The sequence below is a fragment of the Pseudomonas sp. NPDC087639 genome, assembly GCF_044743385.1.
In the GTDB taxonomy this organism is placed as follows: domain Bacteria; phylum Pseudomonadota; class Gammaproteobacteria; order Pseudomonadales; family Pseudomonadaceae; genus Aquipseudomonas.
The window spans coordinates 347107-369916 of the sequence record NZ_JBIUWI010000001.1; the positions used below are offsets into that span (position 1 = coordinate 347107).

Here is a 22810-nt window from a genome sequence, read left to right on the forward strand (position 1 = left end):
CATGTCCCAGCAAACAACAAGCCAGTTAAGCTGGATGCGCGTGATGCAAGATGCGTGGGGTGCAGTTCCCGCTAGCGAACTGCTTCACCCCAACTCAGCAGCGTGGTCATCGATCAACTTGACCGCTCCGGATGCAGCCGAATGCGCGAGTTTTGCGGTGGCGGGACGGGCCCTGAAGTACGGTCAGTCAGTGGCGATTGCACTGCCTTTGATGGGCGGGGAAGGCATTACTCGAATGATGGTATATCTGCAACGAATCCGGCTGGACTCACTGCAGGGCGGGATACGTTCGCCATGGCTAAACCCGAGCAAAATGGAGCAGTGTCCGGATATCGTATTCATCTCCCGCCCACGTAATGGCTTCCATGATCTTTCGCGTGTGAAGGCCTTGCGTGCTCGTGTGCTGCGAGCATCTGACCTCAAACGCAACAAAACGTCCGCCTCCCAAACGCTTGTTGTGGATGGCTCCTCGGACGTGATGGAGCTGGTTGAAGCGATCAGCAGGGCAAGCAAGCCTTTCGTTCTGGTCATAGATGGTACGCTTGGAGGAAATGAAAACTTCGCTGCCGTGGACAGCGCACTGTCAGAGAGCTTTCCTGAGGTGCCTAGAATCACGTTGCTCTCGCTGGGTGATAGCGAATCTCTGGACAGGATCCGCTCAAACGGAACTCGGAGCCATTTATGGGTGATGCGACTCGGCGATATAGTTGCACTGACTTCACCTGAAGGATCCGACTCTCCGTTCAAGCTAACGGTAATCCAGGATCGCAGGGCCAATCTTGAGCTGGGACTGATCGCTGACCGCTTCTTCGGTTTACGACGCGAACTGGATCGAAGAGATTTCGTGCTGAGGGAACGCTTGGCAATCATTGGCAAGGTCTTTCGCAGCCTCAACGAATTGTCTCTCCCCCTTCCCTATCTGGAGACGACATTACAGGCAGCGACACGCCCGGGTCTTTTCCCTATTCGTTGCCTTGAACGATGGTTGCAAATTGCCGACAAAGGAAGCTGTTTGTTCGGTGAGTCAGATGTGGCTTCGCGTAATTTGATCCAGCAGTTGAGGGACTGGCATCAATTACTCATGCAATCCATAACTGGCAAAGCGGGATGGCTGCTCAAACACCTTAAGGACTCATGCACGAACAAAACTGATACGTTGGTACTGTGTGGCAGCCCCTATGAAGTAGCAGCCCTGGAGCACTGGTTCGACAATGAGCTAACCGAAGGTTGGAACGAGACCATTCAAATCACTGCAATGGATGGCGTGAAAGCCTATCGACAGTTCTCTGGGGTAGTCGACGAAGTCGTCATTGTGGGAATGCTTTGGCCTAATCGGCAGCACTGGTTAGCAACGCCATGTCGCCGTCTTACTATTCCAGCCTACGAATACGAAAAGCCCTTCGTAGAGCGCATGCTCCATTTATGGTGGTCTAAGCATGGTGTTCAAAGTCGTGTCGATGGCGACAAGCTGACTCACTGGCAGCTCTGCTGGAATGATCGTCGATGCGACGATGTCGATACACTTCTGTCGTCCTTAGCTCTGGAAACGTTCACCCATCCTGATTGCAGTCTGTATCCGGCGAAAGAACGTGTTGTCTCTATTCCGTTGGCAGCGGAGTTCAATAATTGGCTGGATCTGCTGATGGAGCAGCCCGCAGAACCTATGGCCTCCGTGCAAAGCGGCGAGGCCTTAGTTCAGGATCTTGTCTGGATCTGCCTCGAAGAGGCGAAGGCAGAGTTGCCTTGGAGCAAGACCCGTCCGGTGCTCGTGCTGCGAGAGGAAGAAATTCACCCGACGCCTGCCGATGAGCTGACTGCAGGTGATCAGATCATCCTGCTCCGGCACACCGATGAGCGTATCGCGACTCAAGAAAAGCTCTTCGAGATGGTGGCTCTTTCAGAAGGCATGCAGCAGTTCCTCAGAGCCGCCAACCGCTGGAGAGCAATGGTCGATACCGTCTCCGCACATATGACAGTTGCCCAGGTGCAAACCCAGTTGCGCAAGGAAAAGGTGAGTGTGTGCGATGCAACGGTGGGCAACTGGTATCGTCACAAAGTATATGGCCCCCGTGACCGAGCGGCGGTCACCGTGTTTGCCCGCCTTTCCGGTTCCAAAAATCCCGAGAGAGCGGCACTCTATGTAGCCAATGCCATCGAGCAGGTACGAATCGCTCATCAGCAGATTGGCAATCAGCTTCGCAAAGCCATTCTGGAAAGAGCAGCAGGTGCTACCACCGTCGAGATCGGGCAGTTGACGCTAGACGGTTGGGCCTTCGACGACATGATCGAAATATCGGTAGTGAACTCGATCCGGATGACCCCTAAGCAGGTAGTCTCGCCGAAAGAGGAAGGCTTGATCGACATAGCAAATGGGGTTGCGGACACACATCCTGGGCGTATTCACATGACCAACCCGGCTCTCAAGTCCCTGCGCGACTCGGTTTACCGTGATCATGGGAAATTCCGGGCTTGCCTGTCACTGATGGCCACAAAGCTCTACGACCACTACAGTGAGAAAACGGGTCGACTTCATGATGTGCTTGAGCATTTTAAGCTGGAGAGCATCGACTTCGAACCCAAAATGTCCCCAGTGACGATGGGTATGTACGCGGACAACCGCAAGTACAAGGGTAAGCCCGCGAACATGAACAGACACTTCTGCCTTGGGAACGCCCGCGATCCGTCGCGCACATTGCGTATTCACTTCGATTGGGACGCAGATGACAAGTTACTCGTCATCCATCACGCCGGCAAACATCTGGAAACCACACAATCTTAAGGACGAACGATGGCTCTCAACTACCGAGAGGAAATGGGCCTGACGGCTGCATTTCTTGACGAGATGCGCCTGCGACTTAGTGACAAGGACGCAGATGTATTGCCAGAAGACGGCAAACTGTATGACGGTATCGAACCCAACCGCACCAGCCTGGTTGGCTGCCTGGGCGCAGCGCCCGATGCCGCCTACACAGGCCCACAACCCCCTAACTCGATCGGCATCGTGCTCTTGGTCTCTCCCGATGAGGAAGGTTGCATCAAATGTGAGCTAAGTGGTCAATTCGATGTCGTGCATCGCTACATTCCTGATTTACCCACCGTGAAAGAAAATCTGGTGCTTGATGCCGGCTCGCCGAAAAGGGGCCAAACCCTGCCCTTAGCATTCAAGCGCTACACAGTGTGTTTCTCATCAATCATGCTTGATCTTGCCCCCCATAAGCCCAACGAGTGGGTCTCAGGGAAAGCTGCGATCGAAGCTGTGCTGAAGGCAGAACAACAACGATGGATTAGCGACCCTAGGGTCATGCGGCGCTGTCACACGAATGCGAATGGCAACGCGAAATTCGGTTACAACTGGAGCGACACAGCTCTGGTCGATCAGACGAGCCTGAACCGCACCGTTCATGAGCAGATCGTCAGCGACCAAAATACGCTCCTCAACTATGCTATAAACCTGCGTGCACGCCTTCGCCCTACCCCATCAGCATTCGGTACGAGCGCCCAAGGCAGCTTCCTGCTAGAAGTATTTCTGGAAAACCAGACGACCACCGATCATGCCCGAATCTTTGGCGTCGACTCCCCATACTTGTTGGATGCCCGTCTGGTTACCAAACTTGTCGCCGGCGAGAACTATAAGGTGCCCCATCGCCTGCAGCCGGAAGAATATCGCTACCGCGACAATGACGGCCTTCCTGGCTACGGCATTAGCTGCGCGGTCGTTGAGGTAGAAAAAAAGGTGTTCATGACGGATGGGATGCCCACCTACGCTCAGCCCCGGGTTGATGCTCCATTGCCTGCCGAAGTGGGAATGGACTCAGCTCCGAGCTATGAAATGCTCGCACGCGATCCAATCCTGATTTGCGACAGCTTCCTGAAAACACAAGAGCGCTACCTCGATGAGTGGGCAATTCGTATCAGTACATTGGAATCAGCAGGGCTGATGGCGGATAAGGATATTGCTATTGCTGACCGCAATGCCTTTCAGGAGGAAACTACCCGGATCCGCGACGGTGTAGAGCTTCTGCGCAAACATGACGACCTGCGTCAATGCTTCCAGTGGATGAACGAAGCAATGGGCGCCGCCATCAAGATTCAGGGAAAAAGTTTTACCGGATGGCACCTATTCCAGCTCGGCTTTATTCTCTCGCAGATACGATCGATCTACGAGCGGCATGCCACCTCGGCTGAACTCCGAGGCAGCATGGAAACAGCAGACGTACTCTGGTTCGCCACGGGCGGCGGTAAAACTGAGGCATACCTCGGCATTATCAGCATGGCGTTGCTCTATGGCCGGCTTAATGGACGCGATTACGGCACGACTGCCTGGCTCAGATTTCCATTGCGGATGTTGTCCGTTCAGCAATTCCAACGGCTTTCCTTCGTGCTCGCCCAGACCAACATACTGCGTCATCGTGAGCGTCTTGGCGGATGGCCATTCACAATTGGCTATTACACCGGTGAAGGTACGCCAAACCGAGTTAGCAGCACCTATGGCGAAGATTTTCAGAAAGGCTTCTTGCCATCTTTCAGCAACGAACGCCTTCAGTCCTACCAGTTCATCTCTGATTGCCCTTATTGCGGCACGGCAGGTTCCATCAGTATTGCGACCGATATGGCTCGCGCACGCATCAAGCATGTCTGTAAAAACGCTGAATGCTGGTCAAACTGCGAAGCCGATATAGGAGAGCATGGACAGGGCATTCAGGGGGAGATTGGTATCTATGTCTCGGATGAAGAATGCTACCGGTATCTGCCTTCTGTACTGGTAGGCACGGTGGACAAACTCGCCGTCATAGGCCACAACCATCGTTTTGTGAACTTCTTTGGTGGGGCGCGTTACTTCTGCCCTGAACACGGCTTCTCTCAGAGATCAAAATGCGAACATCGTCGCATTGAGCAACGAAGCGAGAAATGGGAGGCCCTCGACTGCGGCAACAATACCCGCACTAGCGTTGTCAGAGTGGTGCCCACCTCCCCCATGAAAGACCCAGGTTTCTCACTGCTGGTTCAGGATGAGCTGCACTTGCTTCGCGAGTCTCTGGGCAACTTTGATGCTCATTACGAGACATTGCTCAGCACCCTGCAGATCAGTCATGGCGGTCGGGCGCCCAAAGTGCTCTCGGCAACAGCCACCATCAAGGATTTCGAAGACCATATCCATCATCTGTACCTGCGCAACGCCGTTCGTTTCCCTGCCCCAGGCGTCAACCAGGGAGAGTCGTTCTATGCCCGTAAAGCGAAAGATGACGAGACAGGCTCACAACTGATTCGTCGCTGGTTTGCGGGAATTCTCCCTATCGGTCGTGGTCGTGTCGCCATGAAAGCGGTGGCGGAAGCCAGTTCTCGCTTCCTGGATCAGGTAGATGACTGGCGAGGCAAGCTTGCAAATGGTGACGCACAACTGCTCAAAGCTATCGGCATAACCAATGGCCAGAGTCAGGATGCTCTTCGCTACATCGAGAAGAACCTGAACACCGACCTGGTGTATGCCAACAGCAAACGCAGCATCAACGAAATCATGCGTTACATGGAAGAGGTCAATAGCAAGACCAATGTGGAGCGTAAAGCTCGGTTGCTGGATGGCGAGACACGCCTGGACATGATCCTCGACGCAATTCGCCATGTCGAAACCAAGGATGCTGATGACACCTGCCGACACATCATTGCCACCAGCGTTGTGTCCCATGGTGTCGACATCGCGGAATTAAACTTCATGATCGTTGCAGGTTGGCCGAAATCGACGGCGGAATACATCCAGGCCTCCGCTCGAAGCGGGCGCGTTCATCCGGGCATCGTGCTGTGCGTGCTCTCATCGCATCAGCTATTTGAGTCTGGTGTTTTCATGAATTTTGGAGACTACCACACGTTCCTTGATCGTCTGGTTGACTCGGTGCCGATCAACAGATTCGCTCCCAACATCATCGACCGCACGCTGCCCGGGGTCATGTCGGCAATACTGCTCAATTGGGCCCCACAGCAAAGATGGGGAGGCGACCTGAGCCACAGAGTGACCGACCTCGTCACGCTACTGCGAAGCGACATGGGAAAGGCTGCCGCAGCAGAAATCAAAACTGTCGTGATCAATGCGCTGCGCATCCCGGCAGTGCTGAGCAATAAGTTCGACTCGCGAGTGATCGCCGGCTTTGACACCGCATTGATGACCCGTGTCGACAACGCGTTTTTTGAATTAGAGCGATGGCCGGGAAGCAAGAACGAACAGACTTTGAGCGAAGCACTGGGTGACATCTTCGGGTATGCCCCATTCCGCTCGTTTCGCGACATCGAAAACCAGATTGTGATCAAGCCAGTCAACAGCGCTGCTGATCAAGTATTCATGGCAATAGCCAGGTGAGGAAGGAAAAATGGACAAGGAATATGTGAGTCGCAGCCGCCTTTTCAGAGAAGCCTTCCTCCCTGGAGCCTATATGCGCCTTCGCAACCAAGCGTACGGTCGCGTTATGGGTATTCTCAACAATAGTGGGTCAGCGCTGGAAGGGGTTGATAAGCAACAGTTGCGCGAAGCTGTCCTGACATTTGTACATGACTGGGAAAGCGCCGGTGGCGAGGTCGACCCAACCTTTTTGACCGCCGCAGAAAAGAAGCGTCTGGAAATCCAATCCCCATCTGAAATTTTTGTCTCCCCTGCACCACTGATTCTCACCTGCAGGCGTTGCAAAGTGCTTGATTTTTACGACGCCCGCGAACCAGATGACCGGACGCTTTCCAAAATGCAGTCCCGGATCAGAGAGCACAATGGCAGGAGCTTCATTCCTTGCAAGCGCAGAAGTTGCTCAGGAGAAATGATCCAGCTTCCCTACGTTTCGGTACATCGGTGCGGTTACGCAAGCCCCGTCCACATCCCGCACCCCGCTCGTCGATCCACCAGCATCGGCTACAGAGATTCCGGTTCGTTCTTCCACTCATCGTTTTTTGATGTGGAAACTGGCGATAAGCTGTCGGGTTCATATCAGGACGAGTGCCCCGCGTGCAGTGCTTTGTTTGGTGCCGAAATCCAAAAGCGTGGAACTCCACTCACTAGCGGTGAGTCATTCTACGCCCAGAGTACCCAGTACATCGCGCTGAGCGAAGACAGAGGTAAGCTCATTGCCATCCTCTTGCAGTGCTTGCAAGGCTCAAACGAAAGCGCCGAGGGCATGGCCCAAGACGTTGCCGAAGGTGTAGCGCTCGCCTTGCTGAAAAAGATGTCTGGCCGTGAGCTGGAGCAAAAACTTTCCATGTTGCTCTCGGCAAATATTGGCGATGCAAATGAACAGGCCGCCCTGCGCATGCAGTTGGAGAGAAAAAGGCTCAGCATCACGAAATATGAGGGATTGGCCGAGGATGACGAAGATTTGGCCCAGATGCTTGACTCCACGCGAAAAGAGGTCGCCACCATCGAGGCAAAGCTCGCGACGTCAACCGGCTGTTTTAGTGCCGTACGCGATTTGATTCCAGAACTCAGCACCCTGATCGAACTGGTCAGCAATCGGCGCACGCTCGAAGCCGTTTTCTTGCCCCACGATGTCCAAGGCAGAACGATTGAGCAGGAGATCGAAGAAACCTCAGATATCGCGCAAAAGGACGTACTTACCGGTCAGTGGAAGAGTGTGCAGGAGCGCTATGGGGTCGATTCGATCACGCACATCCCTGACCTTCGAGTTGTCTTGGCCACTTTGGGGTACACACGGGAAAGAAGCGCCCCTTCGACCAACCCTGACGCTCCGCCTGTAATGCTCAACGCCTTTGCTGATCGCGTCGACGAGGGCATGAAAGGCAAAACGTCCATCTACGCAATGTCGGCGAAAACAGAGGCTTTATGGATCCGACTGGATCCTCGCAGGGTGCTTCGATGGTGTATCGATTCGGCATATCTCGAATCGCCTAATGAAGAGGTACTCAATGACAAAGCCCGCAGTCATGCGTACCTGCTGAGCCACTACCACGTCCTGGCTATGCATCCTGGCAGAGCAGCGAGGGAAATCCCGGCGCGCAATCCCGAAGATGGTGCCCCTTTCAACCTGCTGCATTCGATCAGCCATGCGCTCATGCTCACCGCGCGCCGCCATACGGGCTACGACTCCAAGAGCATTCAGGAGTACCTGATACCCATGGATTTGTCGGTCATCCTGTATGTATCGTCCGTTCAGAATTATACCGCCGGCGGGTTGCTGACGTTATTCCAGCACTATCTTCTGCCTTGGTTTGATGATGCCAGCATGTTCTCCTTCAACTGCGCGTTCGACCCCATATGCACGGATGTCGGCAACTCGTGCAGTGGCTGCGTGCAGATTGAGATAGGCTGTGAAACCTTCAACCAAGGATTGTCCCGAGCGTACATTCATGGCGGGCCGGCCAATCGAGAGTGCTCGTTGATTGTAAAAAAAGGCTTTTGGGATAGGTTGTAGCAGCCCCCTGAACAAGCCCAGTACATGAGAAACTGCCCCCCCCCCAACTATGGCAAATACTGCAGGTCTTATAGGCATTTTGTATTCTTTTTGGGCTCGGCGATACAAGGGGCGCGTGGCATGTGGCGAGCAGGAGTACAATCTTGCCCATCATTAGCAGGTGATCATAGTTCGCTGCCGAATGCAAAAGACCAAGTGTGCCGGTGTCTGTGGCAACGGTCGAGATACGCAACGGTCATACTGCTTGAATAGTTATAAAGGTGCATTACTAGTGAAGCAATTAAGTGTCTGGCAGCGACCAAGACACCTTCACCTAAAGTTAGCAGCAAGTAAGGCTCAAGATTTGGGGCTGCGCTTGTATGCGACCAAAGCTTCAAGCGCCTGAGCGACACTCATCCCCTGTCGCTCTTTATTGATAACAAAATCCGCGTCAAACGCAGCAGGATCAGTCTCCGTAAAGTCTGGATAACCCGCTTCGGCATGCTTTCGCGCGTTATCAATCACAGATTTCAGCCCCTCACGTTCAGCCAGTGACACCGCCTTTTTTCGATTCAACGGTGTTACTCCAGTCAAAGGATAGGCGCAGATCATAAACCAAGCCGGCGGCAGCATAAGTGCCGAAGATGGTAGACCGAAAGCAAGGCGTTCTGCTTGCTCACAGCGTCGCGCAAAGCGAAACAGAACCTCTATCCGATCCCGACATCAGTGTTTGAAAGCGAGGCTCTCAACCAGATGAACGACATCCTTGCGATCCTTTGCTTTCAACAAATGAAAGCACTGCAGCAGATGCGCCGTCTCATCGTCTTCGCAGTAGAAATACGGCACCGGCAAATTCAGGACAGCAGCAATCTGCTTCACGATGCTTTCACTTGGCTGATGAACCCCCTTCTCGTACTGATTCATCCTTGCCGACGCCGACGCTGGCTCAATCCCGGCATCTATTCCCAAGCGCTCTTGGGATATCCCTCTTACCTTGCGCGCCTCTTTCAAGCGCTTGCTGAACGTCGTCATTTCTCATCGCCGAAAGGCTAAGAGATTCTTAGATTCGTGTTGATGAGATACTAAGTATTCCTTAGTATTTGGCAGAAATATCCTTTTGCCATCACTCAAATGCAAGGACAGGGATCAAAATGAAGGAAATGCAGATCGTAGATGGGCGGCTCGACGAAAAATCACGTGGCTTTGGAGACGACATGATCAGCTACCACTACTGGAAAATTGACGGCAAGAAGCTCGAAACTCTGGAAATCCCGGATGTGCTGGATGCGCATGTGAAGGCGGGTGATCGAGTTCGAGCGACATCCCAGTACGGCAGAGACAAGGTCAGCAGAATCTGGGCCATCCAGGTTGAGGGAGAGCCTGTTCGTTCGGTTGTGAATATTCCCTTTATTGCATTGTCGTTAGCGCGTTTGAGTCTCGCCCCCCTGATGGTCGGCATTTTTACTCTCTTCGTAGCGCATTTGCTCTGGGAAAACAGTGCAAACCGAGGGCATTTCCAAGGTTCGATTTACCAGCTGTCGTGGATCGCATTGAATCTGTTCTTCAGCTACAAGTTCATGATCAAACCTATGCTGATTATCCAGCGTGGCATCAAGGCGTTTGGCAAGTATTGCGCAAAGACGTCAGTGTCAACCTCGACGGGTAGCTAAAACCGAGCAGATGCAAATGCCCCTCAGAGAGCCAGAAATGAAGTATATCGAGCTGATCAAACAGCAAGCTGAATTCATATTTGGTAGCAAAGCGAAAGCCGAGGTAACCAATGACGTAGGCTTTCTCGCGGGTTCAGGAGATTTTCAGATTCGGGCTGAGTGGAGGCAGGTGTCCTGCTAGGCCCATCAGCGAACGCTTGGAGTGAGTACTTTGGTTATACCTCAGCGCATTATATTGCGCTAGAAGCCAAGAAATGAGGGGGCTTGGCGCATTATAATGCGCTGACCGCATACCCATCACCCTCTCAATGCCTCTAAAAATGACCAAGATTATTGGCCTGGTGGCTGAGGTTTTTCAAAGTCTGAAGCGAATGCTTTGATGGAGGTGCCTTTCATGGACTCTCAACAAAATCACGGCCAAGACGCAACGACGCCAGAACTGATCCGTCGCCTAGCTGAGCAGGTCTTTGGCAACAAAGCGAAAGCCGATCATTGGCTGAGCCAGCCGACAGTTGAAACCGGTGATTGCTCGCGGTTGCAACTGGCTCACAGTCAGATGGGATATGAAGTCGTGAAAGCAGAACTTGATAGGCTCAACCATGGGTTCGCCAGTTAATGCACTCCTTCGTCGAGGATCGACATGATCACGTTTGATCTCAACACAAACGACGCCGAGGCTTTGCTTCAACATGCGCAAACATTCGAACCGGATTCGGGCGATGCTCGTGAAGATCGGCGACTGCGCGAGGCACTGCTCGATCTGAGAGACGCCCTTTTATTGCACTTGAAGGAGCAGGTAGATGACAAAACCCGCTCTTAGCCTGACCATTTGTAAAAACTGCCTTTGCAATGAAGCCGTCAGCCAGAAGGCCAGGCGCCAATGACAGTGTCGGGTTCTTGCGCCCGGAATGATTGGGCGCTGACGCTTTAGAGTGTCTACGTGAAGGGCAGCATCTTGCAGGTAAAACGTCAGTACTGTTTTAAGCAGACCCGACGAAAGTTGCTCTTGTGAACGGACATTATCCCCACCTGTTGAAGGGGGTCATTCAGACGATTCCTGCAGAGCGATGGCCCAAGGATTTGCTTGAATGGAGACTGCAACTAGATCTGGCGGTGTGATGGTGAAGTACCGTCATTCTCTTTCAAGATGACGGGCATCTGAAGTGACTGCGTCCATGATGGATTGCAGTTCTTCAAGCAGTTCTGCGTAATGCCGCTTCAGGTAAGCGGAAATGGCTTCATCGCGAAGCAGGCGTGCCAAGTAGCCTTTTGCGACGACCAAGACCAGCATCGTTTCACCCAACGTGTCCTCAACTTGCTTGTAATCATGCTGCAGGTTTTCCATTTCACGCTCCATGCGAGCAATATCCACAGAGCTGACATCCGCCCCCTGTTTTTTCTTCTTCTCCACGAGCATCTCTGGGCGAGTAGCGGCCAACACCATCCGAGCATAATTTTGAGTAAAGCAGTTAGCCGAGATCATCATTTCCACAGTCTCGATCTGCCGAATGGGCTTCATCTGTCTAAGAGCGCGGAAAACGTCCTGAGCGACCATTCGAACCTTGAGCATCTCCACCACTTCAGGCGCGATGCCGTTGAGCAGGTTCTCTCTCTCATGGATTCGATCCACGTTGATCCCCAGCACTTGGGCAATGCGGGTGGCCTCAATTCCTTTCTTCAGGGCCGCAATAATCATCTTATGCTCTTGGATCGGTGTCAGCCGGTTGATCTGCCGGTTGTAGGTAAACCCTTCATCATCAGTAGAAATCAAGCACAGAGCTTCCGTACCACCTAATGTCTTCAGTGCCTCCAAGCGAAGATGCCCGTCCAAGAGCATATACATTGACACCCCACCACTCACCACTGGTTTGGGGTGCACGGCCAAGGGCTCGATTATTCCTAGTTCCTTGATCGAACTGAGAATGCTGGCGTATTTTTTACTACCCTGAATAATTTTTTCGATCTTGCGAGTAGGGAGAATCCGTTCAATTGGAATGGCAATGATGCGCTGCTCGAAAGCCTGTTTTATCTCGGCCATTATTGAGTCTCCCCGAATACCCGATCTGCCAATGGCTTAGGCATGTCCGAGATCTCCTCAGTGCGCAACAAAGTGACGAAGTACTCGTCTGATAGCAGCCGACGCATTGTCGTAACGATAATAAGCAGACGCTGCTCGCTGATATCCGCTTTTTTGATCATCACTCTTTGACGACGCACCTCCGCTTGATAAACGTTCAAAAGCTTTTGCGGAGTTGTCGGTTTATCACTGTGAGGCTGCTGCCCGTAACGCTTGCCCAACGCTTTACGCCTTTCAACCAGGCGTCGCACCTTCATAAGTTGCTCGCCCTTCAACACACCGGTCTCGTATGCCTCCATCATGGCATGCTGGACTTCTCCATCATCGGAGCGCGCAATTTCCGTCGCCATGGAGATTGAAACCCACCCCTTTTCTACGGCGGCGATCAACCGCTCCTCTCCTTGCCGCAGAAGCAGGAGAATTCCGTGTATGTAAGTCACATCCAGGCACGTTTTACTGGCAATCTGTTGAGGCGTATAGCCTCGATCAGAGAGGATTTGAATCGATAACAGCAGTTCTTTATTCGAGTGTTTGCGGCGGGCCAAATTCTCGACAAGACTGATGAGATAACGGTCAGTTTCGCTGGCGCTCACTACGATGCACGGAATCTTTTTCTCCCCCAAAGCTTGGTAGGCTTCAAAGCGACCCTGCCCACAAACGATTTCAAATGTCTCGGCGCCAATGGCGGTAGGGGTAACAGTGATTGGACGTTTTAAACCCAATGCAGAGATATTCTCCACCAACTTCGCAAAAATCTGGCGGTTACGCATTCTAGGGTTGAGCACGCGAATATCATCCAACGGAATGAGCCGAATCAATGATTCTTCTGCGACATGCATCAACGCTTTACGATGGTTTTGAATTGCCGTCATGCCACCCTCCGATGAGCAGACCGCCGAGACAGCTGCGCAAGGATATCCAATGAGTCGAACCTGTAGATTTCGAGATTGGACTGATTACTCTCGGCCAGACGCAATGAGGGTGCTTCCATTTCCACGGTCGGCAAGATGTAATAGTCCAGCGCGGCTTCTTCTTGCTCTTTCATACGCACGGCGACGGTGATGTCTGGATTCAGACCAACGTCGAATCGAATTTTCCAACGCTTATAGCCGGTGATCGATATTTGGCAGCGGCAGAGCACCAGCGATATAACTAATTCCTGGTTAACCAGCATAAGGTCTGTGTTGGGATCGATGATTACCTGCCCGCCCACCTCCGAGATTCTGTCTGTGGTTTTCCCCAGCAAGACCGGGTGCAAATGTCGAAGGCGCCTATTGGCTTCTATGTATTGATAGTCCCTTTCAGGCGTGTAACCGATCAATGAATAACACCGGAGCAAGCTCCCAAATCGGTGTTGATAGGCGCTACTGGACGGACACCCTTCTGACTCATCAATCACCAGTCCCGACAGATATCCCTTCTGTTCGTAGATAGCCTTGAGCACGCAAAGCATCTCATCATCAGGCATACGGTATGAGCGCGTCTGGATGACGGCTTGAGCGGCTTGAAAAAGGATCACACTGATAATTGGCCGGAAGACTCCGTTGGCCCTTATCCAATTTTCTGGACGATTGCGCTCACGCGTCTGCTTCAATTTGAAGGAGCTGTGGTTCCAAACGTTGTTTCCTATGTACTTTTCATTGATCAGTATCTGGTGAACGGTGCCGCGTGACCATGCTGAGCCCCGGTCGTTGACTACACCACTCGAATTGAGCCAGTCAGCGATTTCCCGTTCACTTCTACCCTCTTCTACAAACAGCTGGTAAACGCGTTGGACTATCGCGATTTCACTGGCAGGGCCAGGTATTAGAATGACCCGATCAGTTTGAATGCTTTTGTGCTCTCCAATACTCAGTTCATTTTTGGGCTGTCCACTTGCGTCCACCAATTGACGCCTAAGTCCAAATCCGGCGGGCCCACCCTGCCGAAAGCCCATTTCGATCAAACGTGATTGCCCGGCAAAGACCTTGACCGACAATTCTCGACTGTATTCTCCTGCCATCATGCGCTTGACGCTTTTGACGATATTCGACACTGGCGAGCCATCGTTGGTGAATTGCTCAGCGCAATATTGGACTGATACGCCAGCTTGGCGACATCTCACTTCATAACTTGCGCTGACATCAGGATCTTGGAATCGCCCCCACCGGCTTACGTCGTAGACCAACACCGTTGTGTATTGAGCAAGCCCGCTCTCCACGTCGGAAAATAACTGCTTGAGTGCATCCCGACCTTCCAGACGCAGGCCGCTTTTGCCGGCATCGGTATAAACCTTGGTGATCTCTAACCCATGCGTTACCGCGTATAGTCGGATGGTATCGAGCTGGTTTTCTGTTGAGTATTGCTGGTGCTCCGTGGACATGCGCACATACGCCGCAGCCAAGGCCATAGGCGAGTCAATGCCATCCGCACTCTCAATTAGCGTCCGCACGGGCGTTACCCTCGTCCTGATTTACGGCCGACCTGACTCGTCACATGCCGCGAACGGTCAACGCGTTTCTTCGAAATAGCCCTTAAGAAGGTAGAAGACCGAGGAGCGAAATATGTTCACTAAAACAGGCAATACTTTTCTGCCCCAAAAACAATATGCCGCTGAGATTGCCCTGGCCTTGCATAGAGAGCTTGGTGAAACTCATCAGGCGACAAAGACTTTGATGCGCTGGACGAATGCGGATGAGAGGACTGTGAAAAACTGGATGTCTGGGAGTAACGGCCCAAGGGGTGAACATTTGGTTGCCTTGGTTAAGCATTCCGATTTTGCTCTAGCAGCCTTCCTAAGCATGGCGAAAAGGCCTCACGCCCTGACTGCATCGCAGCTGCCTCAGCTTAGACAGAAACTCCAATCTGCAATAGATAGTATTGACTCGTGTGACTGCCGGGACGGACTTCCCTCACCTTAAGCAAATCACACTCTCTTTTTCATTTCCGACAATTCGATGTGATCGTAGCTGCACACCACGGCAAGACCAGGGTGAGTCAATCAACTGGGTATCCGGCACACCTGCACCTGGTACCCCATGGCAGTCAGCCTCTGTGAAAACTGTCGGAAGTTAACCTTAGAAAAAAATGGCATGTGCAAGACGTCATGGGGCTGCATGATGGCGAAAACAATGCGGTTACGTGGCTGGGTAGACGGATCAAAGACAAAGCGAAAGTCACCGTCCAGCGCAAGATGTGCATTCACCTGAACCGCAACGTCTGGAGAGTTAATCAACGCTTCGGCGGACACATAAGCTTGAGAAAACAGATGACTGAGTACGCTTGATGATGAGTACTTTTTCACATGGATGATGTGGTGATCTGGGGTAACCAAGTCACAGAATTCAAAGGGGCTTGAGGCCCCGTTCAGTCGCACCAGTTTCTGATCAAGCAGATGGAAATTGATGTTGTCTGCAATTCGCCTCAGGTAGGGCCCCTCAAGATCAGTGTGATAGGGAGGGAAATGCAGTTCGGATGGAGTAGCTGCTGCAAAATACCGATTGACCTGATCAGTGTACTCACGATCAATTTGGTACCAATCCCCTTCGCTTAATAGATACACCTTCTCCTGAAACCCAATTTCACCTTCAATGCATATGTATAAAGGCCAACACTCGCGTCGCTGTTCATCCCCACCGTAGAGGTAGATACGCTCCGAATGCAGCGACTGTAGCGTTACAGCGCCTAAAATGTGTTTGGAAACGAGTGCTTGTCGAAGATCCAAGTCAAAGCTTAGCGCGGGCCCATTTTTGGAGCGCGCTCCATGTCGAACGTAGCCGAAACCGCTAACGTCATCTGTTAAAAGCATGGGCGCAGCGGCACGAACCCGATCGAAATCCTCTGCGTTAATGGCATCAACCAACAACCCATCAAGCTGAGACGTAAGGGCTGCGTCTCGTACCGGAACTATATAGTCCATCCAGGGATATTTTTCCTTGCAGCGCTCGTCCTCATAGGCAACCAGTAATCTTGAGGCAATGTCCGGAAATTGTTCCAGTCTGACATCCGAATGCAAGGCCAACGAATCCGAACCGCTCACGTATTCGCTTTCATCGTTCTCACCTTCAATGACTCCCGTGAGCGACTTTAAAATTTCCGAGTCAAATTTGAAGTCGAACTCCGATATCGTCATATGTTTCGAAGATTGGGCTTTCGAGCGCAGAGGTGTCCGATCAATATTTGACTTCTCCACAGACTTTATTAACAGCGGATCTGTAAGACTTAGTGCGGTGCGAAGGCCGAAATAGCGCTCAATCCCGGCACCGTCGATAAGGTGCCGCGCATGCCCAAATGTGAAACAAAAAATGCGATCACGTACAGCCATCACCATCAGCGCCTTGAGCGACCGACCGTGGAGGTCTAGCTCCGCAACTTGTTCAATATCATTGAAAAGCTGCGTCCACTTGGGATGGGATGCGTTTGTTTGGTGATAGAAAAGGCACTCCACTCCGGGTAGTGAGAATGGAATGGGGTCTAGTCTAACTTCATCAGAGAGCGCGTCGCGAAGGCTACGACCTGCCTTAAGGAGAAAGACATTAATGGTTAGCTTCATACGCCCTCCTTGACCTTTCGCCTCAAACTCAACCTATCGTCCAGATGCCGCAGGTTAAGTCCGTATATGCTAGGTTTTGAATGTATAGCCGTCTTCTATAACAACTGCACGCAGTTTAGTCACATATATTTAAAAAGGCTCAATTTCCGCGTCATTGAATCACCGTGATGGAGAAAAACATTGAGGATGAACCTTGCCATTGTCACCCGAGAAGACAACAAAGGGATGCGCTGGCGAGTGTGCGCCTGATCTCACTTTTTCAAGGTTCTCGCCGGTTTAAGAAAAAATGAAAAACCAAGTAATCATCCAAGATGCGAAGGTAGATGACCAAACGGATTCGATGCGAGTGAAACGCTTGGCATACAAGGTACGCCAATGAAGATCCGGCTAGGTTGAACCTCCATCGCTTCGGAGGACTCCCAAACCTAAATCCAGGAGAAACGTATGACCCAGACAGCTTTGGTCGTGGGCGCCAGCGGCATCGTCGGCAGCGCCATCACTCAGTTACTCATCGACAACAAGTGGCGGGTCGCCGCGCTGTCGAGGCATCCGTCACAAGTGCAAGGCGCGATCTCTGTCGCGGCAGACCTTCAGGATCCTGCTTCGCTGCAACAGGCGCTGGCGGATTTGAAACCCACTCATGTGTTCATTACCACATGGTCACGGCAAGCCACAGAAGCCGAAAACATTCGTGTTAATGCCGCCATGGTACGCAACGCGCTCGCCGCCATTCGCCCAGCCAAGAGCGTTGAGCACGTCGCACTGGTTACCGGCCTCAAACACTACCTCGGCCCGTTCGAATCCTATGGAAAAGGCAGCCTTCCGCAAACACCGTTTCGCGAAGAGCAGGGTCGAATGGATGTCGAGAATTTCTATTACGCCCAAGAGGATGAGCTCTTCGCCGCTGCTGAAAAGGACGGCTTCACTTGGAGCGTTCATCGCCCGCATACCGTCACCGGGGTTGCTGTAGGTAACGCGATGAACATGGCAACCACCCTCGCCGTCTATGCGTCCATTTGCAAACAAACCAATCGCCCTTTTGTGTTTCCAGGATCAAGAGTGCAGTGGGAGAGCCTTACCGATATGACGGATGCCCGGCAGTTGGCGAAACAACAACTGTGGGCGGCCACCACGCCGGCTGCAGCTAACCAGGCATTCAACGTCACCAATGGCGATGTATTTCGTTGGAAATGGATGTGGAGCCGCATTGCCGACTACTTCGACTTGCCTGCTGCCGATTATCCCGCTTCACTCTCCCCACTTGAGAAGCAGATGGCTGACGACCAAACCGTGTGGAGGCAAATGGTTGCGGAACACGGTTTGAAAGAGTCGGATATCGGGCGCTTGATATCCCCATGGCACACCGATGCAGATCTCGGTCGCCCCATCGAAGTGGTGACGGATATGTCGAAAAGTCGCACCATGGGCTTCACTGCCTACCAGGCGAGCGGTCAGGCATTTTTCGACGTGTTCAACAAACTACGCGAGATGCGCCTGATACCCTAGGTCGTGCCGCAACGAATATGCTCAGATGATTCCAAGGAGGGGAGAAAGAATATGGCAGGCGAATACTCGTTATCAGATGTGCTGGAAAGGATGTATCAGAATCAGCTCGCTCTAGAAGCGGCATTAATGGAATTGACGTTGCGCGCTGAAGCTCAAGGCCACGCAGACGTCGGAGACAATGTCCGAGGAGCGCTTTACACAATTGGTGAGAACGCTGGCCACATCAAACAAGGTTTGGCGCGCCTCAAAAAGTATCCATGACTACGCCTTACAATTTTTTCACATCCATCGGAGTACATTGAAGTCAGCTCCTTACATGATTCACAGCCCGCTCTCCCCATCGCGGGCTTTTTTTTGTCCGCAATGTTGCTTTGAGTAAGATGTTTAGTTTGCAGGCTTGAGGGCTCTTCATGGCAGATCAATATCGAGCATCAGCGGATCTGATTTTAGGGTGGGCACTGCGCAAGGCCGGACACTGCAGCATTGAAGTGGCTGATTGGTTTCCAGATTTAGGGAAACCGAAGTTTTTCTCGAAATAGGCTGGCTGCAGAAAATGGAGGTTTGGCTAAGCTCGCAGTGACGTCAGTGTGAGCTTAGGCATCGGTTGGTTTGCACGAAGCACAGGGAGGTGCTACATGGAACCTGATATGAAATCGTTGGTTGCTATAGGCTTGGCTGCAATCGCTTGTCTGGTTTTCTTCCTTCGCCACCTAATGTTGCGGCGGTGGCATCGCCAGGAGCAGGAAGCGTTTATGACTGCATTGAGATCACTACACATCTCTCACTTCGAGCTGCTCTTAGACAGGACTGTCTTTCCTAGTAGGCTCTCGCCTGGTGAGGTGTACCGGATAATTCATAACCATAACGACGAATACTTTCTCTATCTTCATACGAGAGGATCACCGGGAGTTCTTCAGCCATTAAGCAAAGAGCGAGCAATGCTTGCAGTGGAGTTGAATAGCTAGCTGACATGGTCGGTAAGCTCGCAGTGAAGTCAGCGCCGCCCTTATTTTCTAGCCGTACTCAGCTCCCAGCTCAGCCGTGAATTCCACCTCGAACTTCATCACTTAGCTCTCAAGTGCTTGCCTGGACAAACCGTCCAGAATCCCCAGAATCTGAGCGTCATTGAGAGCAAATTTGGGCACAAACTCCATGCCGACCGGCAAACGGTCGTGGGGACACATCAGTGCTCCCTTGTTCTCACCGAACTGCTGGCTGATGAAGGTTTTGAGGTTGCTTGGCGTTTTAGTGGCGTAGGCGCTTCGGAAGATCGACAGGTCGCAGAGCACACCGGCGAGCATTACCCAAGCGTGGCCGTCCCACTTGGCTTCCACAAACTCTCCCTCGTAGGTTGCCCCTGGAATGTTACCCCTGCATTCGAAAGCGTACTGGCCGTTAATCAATAGGTCTCCGAGGACGACAACTGCGGGTATCCCTTGAGATTTGAGAATGGCAGTGAAACCAGCACTGACCATGACGCAAGAACCAAATGATGGAGGGATCGAATCGAGAGTTTGCCGAGCTGCGCTAACGATTACATCGGGATCGGTAATTTGGAACTCTGCGTACTCGGAATAGGCCTCCGCGCCACGGTCGCGAATAATAATGTTTACTAAAGTTGAAGGCACAAAGGATCCCTTGAGTATTTATTCGACCTTGCTAGTCATTCGGATTCGTTCTGACCAACCACTGCTTCAGATTTAAATTGGAAAATAAGCCTCTGGCGGCGATTAGAAAGGTCATTCCCCTGCCTGCACTAGAATCATGGGCTCGGAAGACATTATCACGCCTACGCTGAGCGGAGAGGTGCACGTGTCTGCACGCTTGCTTCAATTCATCGTTACCTCAACAGAGCCTCAGACTTGTCGCTTCTCTGTCGGGCTCCTGTCGTGTTGTGTCATCAGCAGCTTCTTCATCATGAGCCATACCGACTATCTCATGGAGCTTGAAAATGAATACAAACACCTCGTCTAGCCAGCCTCGCGTATTGAGCCTCGAAGAATTTGCCGCACTCATCCGCAAAATGCGGGAGATTTTTCAATGGTCACAGGAGACTTTGGCCGAGCTTGCAGGCTTGAACGTACGGACTGTACAACGCGTTGAGAATGCCAAGTCGGCAAGCACTGTTACTCGACGTGCGCTCGCAGTTGCTTTCGAGATCGAAGATATCGATGCCTTCAACAAGCCCTTCGACATCCCCTCAGAAGAGGAGTTGAGAGTAGAGAAAGCCCGTATTGAGCGCGACTATATCACCCTACCGGCGATGCCCCTGTCGACTGGACACCAGCTCGCGCAGCTTGCAGAAAGCTCCACAATAGATATTTCTCAACCCGGCTTTGAAATGCAGCGTGACGCCCACGAGGTGTTTGCATCACTCGTGGACTATTTTCGCGACTACAGGGACTGCGCCAGCGATTATTCAGAAAGCGCCAAATTTGCCGTATACGACGAGATGCAGGAGCTGATCAATGAGCTGCAAGGGCTTGAGGTTTCAATTCAATATGCGACTCGCAAAGTACATCTGAAGGTTTCTGGCGAGCAGTCAGAAGCGAAGCCTTTGACCGTACAGATGTCGTATTTAATTGCTTTCGAACGAGGCAAAGCGCCAGGCGAATTTGCTGTGCAGAAAAAACTGGATTTCCCATTCTGATCAGCACCGCGAGAGCAAGGACGCTTTCCCTTAACTGCGCTCCTCTACATCTCAACCTGCGTGCCCAATTCGATCACTCGATTCAGCGGCAAATTGAAGTATTTAAGGTTGCTGTTGGCGTTCTTGAGTAGAAAGGCGAACAGGCTTTCTCGCCACCGAGCCATCCCGATACGCTTGGTCGGGATAACCGTCTCGCGGCTAAGAAAGTAAGTGGTACGCATTGGGCTGAAGTCCAGCTCATTCAAGTGACAGAGACTCAACGCAGCGGGTACGTCAGGCTCCTCGATGAAGCCAAAATGAACGCTAACTCGGAAAAATCCCTCACCGTAAGCCTCGACCTCGAACCTCCGATCAGCAGTCACACGCGGGCTGTCTTCAGACACCACTGTGAGCAACACCACCTGTTCGTGCAGAACCTGGTTATGCAACAGGTTGTGCAAGAGCGCATGGGGGACAGCATCAGCTTTGGCCGTCAAAAACACTGCCGTACCTTGTACCCTATGCGGTGGCTGCGAACGGATGCTGCTGATGAACAACGGCAGAGGAAGTGCAGTTTCGTCCAAGCGCTCGACAATGATCTTACGACCCCGCTTCCAGGTGGTCATCAAGATAAACAGACCGATGCCTGCGATCACGGGGAACGCACCGCCTTGAAAAATCTTCGGAGCATTAGCTGCGAAGTAAAGGCTGTCTACCAACAGAAAGCCGAGCAGCAATGGGATGGCCAGCCAACGCGGTGTTTTCCAGAGGAGAAGCACTACAGCCGAGGACAAGATGGTGGTGATCAGCATAGTGCCCGTCACAGCGACCCCGTAGGCAGCAGCCAAAGCACTGGACGACTCGAAGCCAATCACCAGCAGCACTACACCGACCATTAACGCCCAGTTGACCGTGCCGATGTAGATCTGCCCCTGCTCTTGGCTGGAGGTGTGCTGGATGAACATCCGAGGGACGTATCCTAGCTGGATGGCCTGGCGCGTCAGGGAAAAAGCACCGGAGATTACGGCTTGAGAGGCGATGATGGTCGCCAGTGTGGATAGCGCGACCATAGGCAGCAGTGCCCAGTTCGGCGCAAGCAAATAGAACGGGTTGCGCACAGCTTCTGGATTTTCCAGTATCAAGGCGCCTTGGCCAAAATAATTAAGTGCCAGCCCCGGCAACACCAACATGAACCATGCCCGAGAAATCGGCTTGCGGCCAAAATGGCCCATGTCGGCATACAGTGCTTCAGCACCGGTCAATGCCAATACGACGGCGCCTAAAATCGCTACACCTATACCTGGATGAGCAACAAAGAACTGCACCGCCCAAACAGGGTTTAGCGCTTGCAGCACTTCGGGCCGCTGCAAAATGCCGTGGATGCCGAGGGCGCCCAGTACCACAAACCACAGCACCATGACAGGGCCAAACAAGATACCAATTCGGGCTGTGCCATGTTTCTGTATCAGGAACAGCGCAACGAGCACCACCACTGAAATAGGCACTACCCAGTGCTCTATTCCGTCAAATGCCAGCTGAAGTCCTTCTACCGCCGAGAGTACCGAAATAGCCGGGGTGATCATGCTGTCCCCGTAAAAAAGTGCCGCACCGAACAGACCGAGCAGAACAAGTATCTTGCTCATGTGCGGGTAAGGTGCTGCTGCGCGGCGGGCTAATGCAGTCAAGGCCATGATGCCGCCTTCACCCTGGTTGTCAGCACGCAAAATGAACAGTACGTACTTGATCGAGACTACCCAGATCAGTGACCAAAAGATCAACGACAGAATGCCAAGCACACCATCGTGATTCACCTGAACACCGTAATGCCCGGAAAAGACCTCTTTCAATGTGTAGAGGGGGCTAGTGCCAATGTCTCCGTAAACCACACCTACAGCGGCGACGAGCAAGCCCACCCCTGATGTTTTGGACGGGGAGTCTACGTGTGTAACGGTCGCGGTCTCACTCAAGGTGGCGCCCTCTCAATCAGCGGGGAGTAACTGCATGCCATCCTTGGAC

The 22810-nt window shown here is 52.4% G+C and carries 18 protein-coding genes; 10 read left to right on the forward strand and 8 right to left on the reverse strand.

Annotated elements, in window-relative coordinates:
* Window position 1 precedes the first annotated feature (1 nt).
* The 3 genes from ACIOVB_RS01445 to ACIOVB_RS01455 are packed head-to-tail and all read left to right on the forward strand — an operon-like array spanning window position 2 to window position 8402.
* Entirely contained in the window at window positions 2-2779 is a 2778-nt protein-coding gene (locus ACIOVB_RS01445) for a hypothetical protein (protein WP_401264187.1), read from the forward strand.
* A 9-nt stretch (window positions 2780-2788) separates the two neighbouring features.
* Window positions 2789-6349, forward strand: a complete 3561-nt coding sequence (locus tag ACIOVB_RS01450; RefSeq protein ID WP_401264189.1) for a helicase-related protein — start codon at window positions 2789-2791, stop codon at window positions 6347-6349.
* Between the two features lie 10 nt (window positions 6350-6359).
* The gene (locus ACIOVB_RS01455) at window positions 6360-8402 is read left to right on the forward strand and encodes a hypothetical protein (protein ID WP_401264191.1); all 2043 of its coding nucleotides are present in this window, start codon (window positions 6360-6362) and stop codon (window positions 8400-8402) included.
* Between the two features lie 336 nt (window positions 8403-8738).
* Here the strand turns inward: ACIOVB_RS01455 and ACIOVB_RS01460 are convergent, their stop codons facing one another.
* Together ACIOVB_RS01460 and ACIOVB_RS01465 are read right to left on the reverse strand one after the other, a co-directional pair.
* The gene (locus ACIOVB_RS01460) at window positions 8739-8993 is read right to left on the reverse strand and encodes a hypothetical protein (protein WP_401264192.1); all 255 of its coding nucleotides are present in this window, start codon (window positions 8991-8993) and stop codon (window positions 8739-8741) included.
* 111 nt (window positions 8994-9104) lie between these two features.
* On the reverse strand, window positions 9105-9413 hold the full coding sequence (locus ACIOVB_RS01465) for a helix-turn-helix domain-containing protein (protein WP_401264194.1): 309 nt from the start codon (window positions 9411-9413) through the stop codon (window positions 9105-9107).
* A 119-nt stretch (window positions 9414-9532) separates the two neighbouring features.
* Between ACIOVB_RS01465 and ACIOVB_RS01470 the strand changes: the two genes are divergently transcribed.
* The 3 genes from ACIOVB_RS01470 to ACIOVB_RS01480 all read left to right on the forward strand — a co-directional run bounded on the left by ACIOVB_RS01470 (window position 9533) and on the right by ACIOVB_RS01480 (window position 10871).
* Window positions 9533-10051, forward strand: a complete 519-nt coding sequence (locus ACIOVB_RS01470) for a hypothetical protein (protein ID WP_401264196.1) — start codon at window positions 9533-9535, stop codon at window positions 10049-10051.
* 394 nt (window positions 10052-10445) lie between these two features.
* Window positions 10446-10667: an antitoxin Xre/MbcA/ParS toxin-binding domain-containing protein gene (locus tag ACIOVB_RS01475; protein ID WP_401264198.1), complete on the forward strand. Its 222-nt coding sequence runs from the start codon at window positions 10446-10448 to the stop codon at window positions 10665-10667.
* A 24-nt stretch (window positions 10668-10691) separates the two neighbouring features.
* Window positions 10692-10871, forward strand: coding sequence for a hypothetical protein (locus tag ACIOVB_RS01480; protein ID WP_401264200.1), 180 nt, complete (start codon window positions 10692-10694; stop codon window positions 10869-10871).
* Window positions 10872-11183: 312 nt separating this feature from the next.
* On the opposite strand, the gene ACIOVB_RS01485 is transcribed toward ACIOVB_RS01480, so the two are convergent.
* Genes ACIOVB_RS01485 through ACIOVB_RS01495 form a run of 3 tightly spaced genes read right to left on the reverse strand, consistent with a single transcriptional unit; the run spans window position 11184 to window position 14517 of the window.
* Window positions 11184-12089, reverse strand: a complete 906-nt coding sequence (locus ACIOVB_RS01485) for a plasmid partitioning protein RepB C-terminal domain-containing protein (RefSeq protein ID WP_065614949.1) — start codon at window positions 12087-12089, stop codon at window positions 11184-11186.
* The gene (locus ACIOVB_RS01490) at window positions 12089-12967 is read right to left on the reverse strand and encodes a ParB/RepB/Spo0J family partition protein (protein WP_095048645.1); all 879 of its coding nucleotides are present in this window, start codon (window positions 12965-12967) and stop codon (window positions 12089-12091) included. The genes ACIOVB_RS01485 and ACIOVB_RS01490 overlap by 1 nt, the downstream gene beginning before the upstream one ends.
* A 29-nt stretch (window positions 12968-12996) precedes the next feature.
* Window positions 12997-14517 carry a recombinase family protein gene (locus tag ACIOVB_RS01495; protein ID WP_095048480.1) on the reverse strand — a complete coding sequence of 507 codons (1521 nt, stop codon included), beginning with the start codon at window positions 14515-14517 and terminating at the stop codon, window positions 12997-12999.
* 154 nt (window positions 14518-14671) lie between these two features.
* Between ACIOVB_RS01495 and ACIOVB_RS01500 the strand changes: the two genes are divergently transcribed.
* Window positions 14672-15028, forward strand: coding sequence for a hypothetical protein (locus tag ACIOVB_RS01500; protein WP_095048481.1), 357 nt, complete (start codon window positions 14672-14674; stop codon window positions 15026-15028).
* An 80-nt stretch (window positions 15029-15108) separates the two neighbouring features.
* On the opposite strand, the gene ACIOVB_RS01505 is transcribed toward ACIOVB_RS01500, so the two are convergent.
* On the reverse strand, window positions 15109-16659 hold the full coding sequence (locus ACIOVB_RS01505) for a TIGR04141 family sporadically distributed protein (protein WP_095181755.1): 1551 nt from the start codon (window positions 16657-16659) through the stop codon (window positions 15109-15111).
* Window positions 16660-17103: 444 nt separating this feature from the next.
* Here ACIOVB_RS01505 and ACIOVB_RS01510 point away from each other — a divergent pair, with 444 nt between their 5' ends.
* Window positions 17104-18165 carry an SDR family oxidoreductase gene (locus ACIOVB_RS01510; RefSeq protein WP_401264202.1) on the forward strand — a complete coding sequence of 354 codons (1062 nt, stop codon included), beginning with the start codon at window positions 17104-17106 and terminating at the stop codon, window positions 18163-18165.
* Window positions 18166-18216: 51 nt separating this feature from the next.
* The gene (locus ACIOVB_RS01515; protein ID WP_401264204.1) at window positions 18217-18426 is read left to right on the forward strand and encodes a hypothetical protein; all 210 of its coding nucleotides are present in this window, start codon (window positions 18217-18219) and stop codon (window positions 18424-18426) included.
* 806 nt (window positions 18427-19232) lie between these two features.
* Here the strand turns inward: ACIOVB_RS01515 and ACIOVB_RS01520 are convergent.
* On the reverse strand, window positions 19233-19793 hold the full coding sequence (locus ACIOVB_RS01520) for a hypothetical protein (RefSeq protein ID WP_401264206.1): 561 nt from the start codon (window positions 19791-19793) through the stop codon (window positions 19233-19235).
* Window positions 19794-20116: 323 nt separating this feature from the next.
* On the opposite strand from ACIOVB_RS01520, the gene ACIOVB_RS01525 reads away from it, so the two are divergent.
* Window positions 20117-20815: a multiprotein-bridging factor 1 family protein gene (locus ACIOVB_RS01525; RefSeq protein WP_401264208.1), complete on the forward strand. Its 699-nt coding sequence runs from the start codon at window positions 20117-20119 to the stop codon at window positions 20813-20815.
* 44 nt (window positions 20816-20859) lie between these two features.
* Here the strand turns inward: ACIOVB_RS01525 and ACIOVB_RS01530 are convergent, their stop codons facing one another.
* Window positions 20860-22761, reverse strand: coding sequence for a potassium transporter Kup (locus tag ACIOVB_RS01530; RefSeq protein WP_401264210.1), 1902 nt, complete (start codon window positions 22759-22761; stop codon window positions 20860-20862).
* Window positions 22762-22810 lie beyond the last annotated feature (49 nt).

What these genes read in the sequence shown, in the direction of transcription:
- ACIOVB_RS01445 (WP_401264187.1), top strand. Translation starts at nt 2, where the DNA reads ATGTCCCAGCAAACAACAAGCCAGTTAAGCTGGATGCGCGTGATGCAA.
- ACIOVB_RS01450 (WP_401264189.1), top strand. Translation starts at nt 2,789, where the DNA reads ATGGCTCTCAACTACCGAGAGGAAATGGGCCTGACGGCTGCATTTCTT.
- ACIOVB_RS01455 (WP_401264191.1), top strand. Translation starts at nt 6,360, where the DNA reads ATGGACAAGGAATATGTGAGTCGCAGCCGCCTTTTCAGAGAAGCCTTC.
- ACIOVB_RS01460 (WP_401264192.1), bottom strand. Translation starts at nt 8,993, where the DNA reads ATGATCTGCGCCTATCCTTTGACTGGAGTAACACCGTTGAATCGAAAA.
- ACIOVB_RS01465 (WP_401264194.1), bottom strand. Translation starts at nt 9,413, where the DNA reads ATGACGACGTTCAGCAAGCGCTTGAAAGAGGCGCGCAAGGTAAGAGGG.
- ACIOVB_RS01470 (WP_401264196.1), top strand. Translation starts at nt 9,533, where the DNA reads ATGAAGGAAATGCAGATCGTAGATGGGCGGCTCGACGAAAAATCACGT.
- ACIOVB_RS01475 (WP_401264198.1), top strand. Translation starts at nt 10,446, where the DNA reads ATGGACTCTCAACAAAATCACGGCCAAGACGCAACGACGCCAGAACTG.
- ACIOVB_RS01480 (WP_401264200.1), top strand. Translation starts at nt 10,692, where the DNA reads ATGATCACGTTTGATCTCAACACAAACGACGCCGAGGCTTTGCTTCAA.
- ACIOVB_RS01485 (WP_065614949.1), bottom strand. Translation starts at nt 12,089, where the DNA reads ATGGCCGAGATAAAACAGGCTTTCGAGCAGCGCATCATTGCCATTCCA.
- ACIOVB_RS01490 (WP_095048645.1), bottom strand. Translation starts at nt 12,967, where the DNA reads ATGCATGTCGCAGAAGAATCATTGATTCGGCTCATTCCGTTGGATGAT.
- ACIOVB_RS01495 (WP_095048480.1), bottom strand. Translation starts at nt 14,517, where the DNA reads ATGGCCTTGGCTGCGGCGTATGTGCGCATGTCCACGGAGCACCAGCAA.
- ACIOVB_RS01500 (WP_095048481.1), top strand. Translation starts at nt 14,672, where the DNA reads ATGTTCACTAAAACAGGCAATACTTTTCTGCCCCAAAAACAATATGCC.
- ACIOVB_RS01505 (WP_095181755.1), bottom strand. Translation starts at nt 16,659, where the DNA reads ATGAAGCTAACCATTAATGTCTTTCTCCTTAAGGCAGGTCGTAGCCTT.
- ACIOVB_RS01510 (WP_401264202.1), top strand. Translation starts at nt 17,104, where the DNA reads ATGACCCAGACAGCTTTGGTCGTGGGCGCCAGCGGCATCGTCGGCAGC.
- ACIOVB_RS01515 (WP_401264204.1), top strand. Translation starts at nt 18,217, where the DNA reads ATGGCAGGCGAATACTCGTTATCAGATGTGCTGGAAAGGATGTATCAG.
- ACIOVB_RS01525 (WP_401264208.1), top strand. Translation starts at nt 20,117, where the DNA reads ATGAATACAAACACCTCGTCTAGCCAGCCTCGCGTATTGAGCCTCGAA.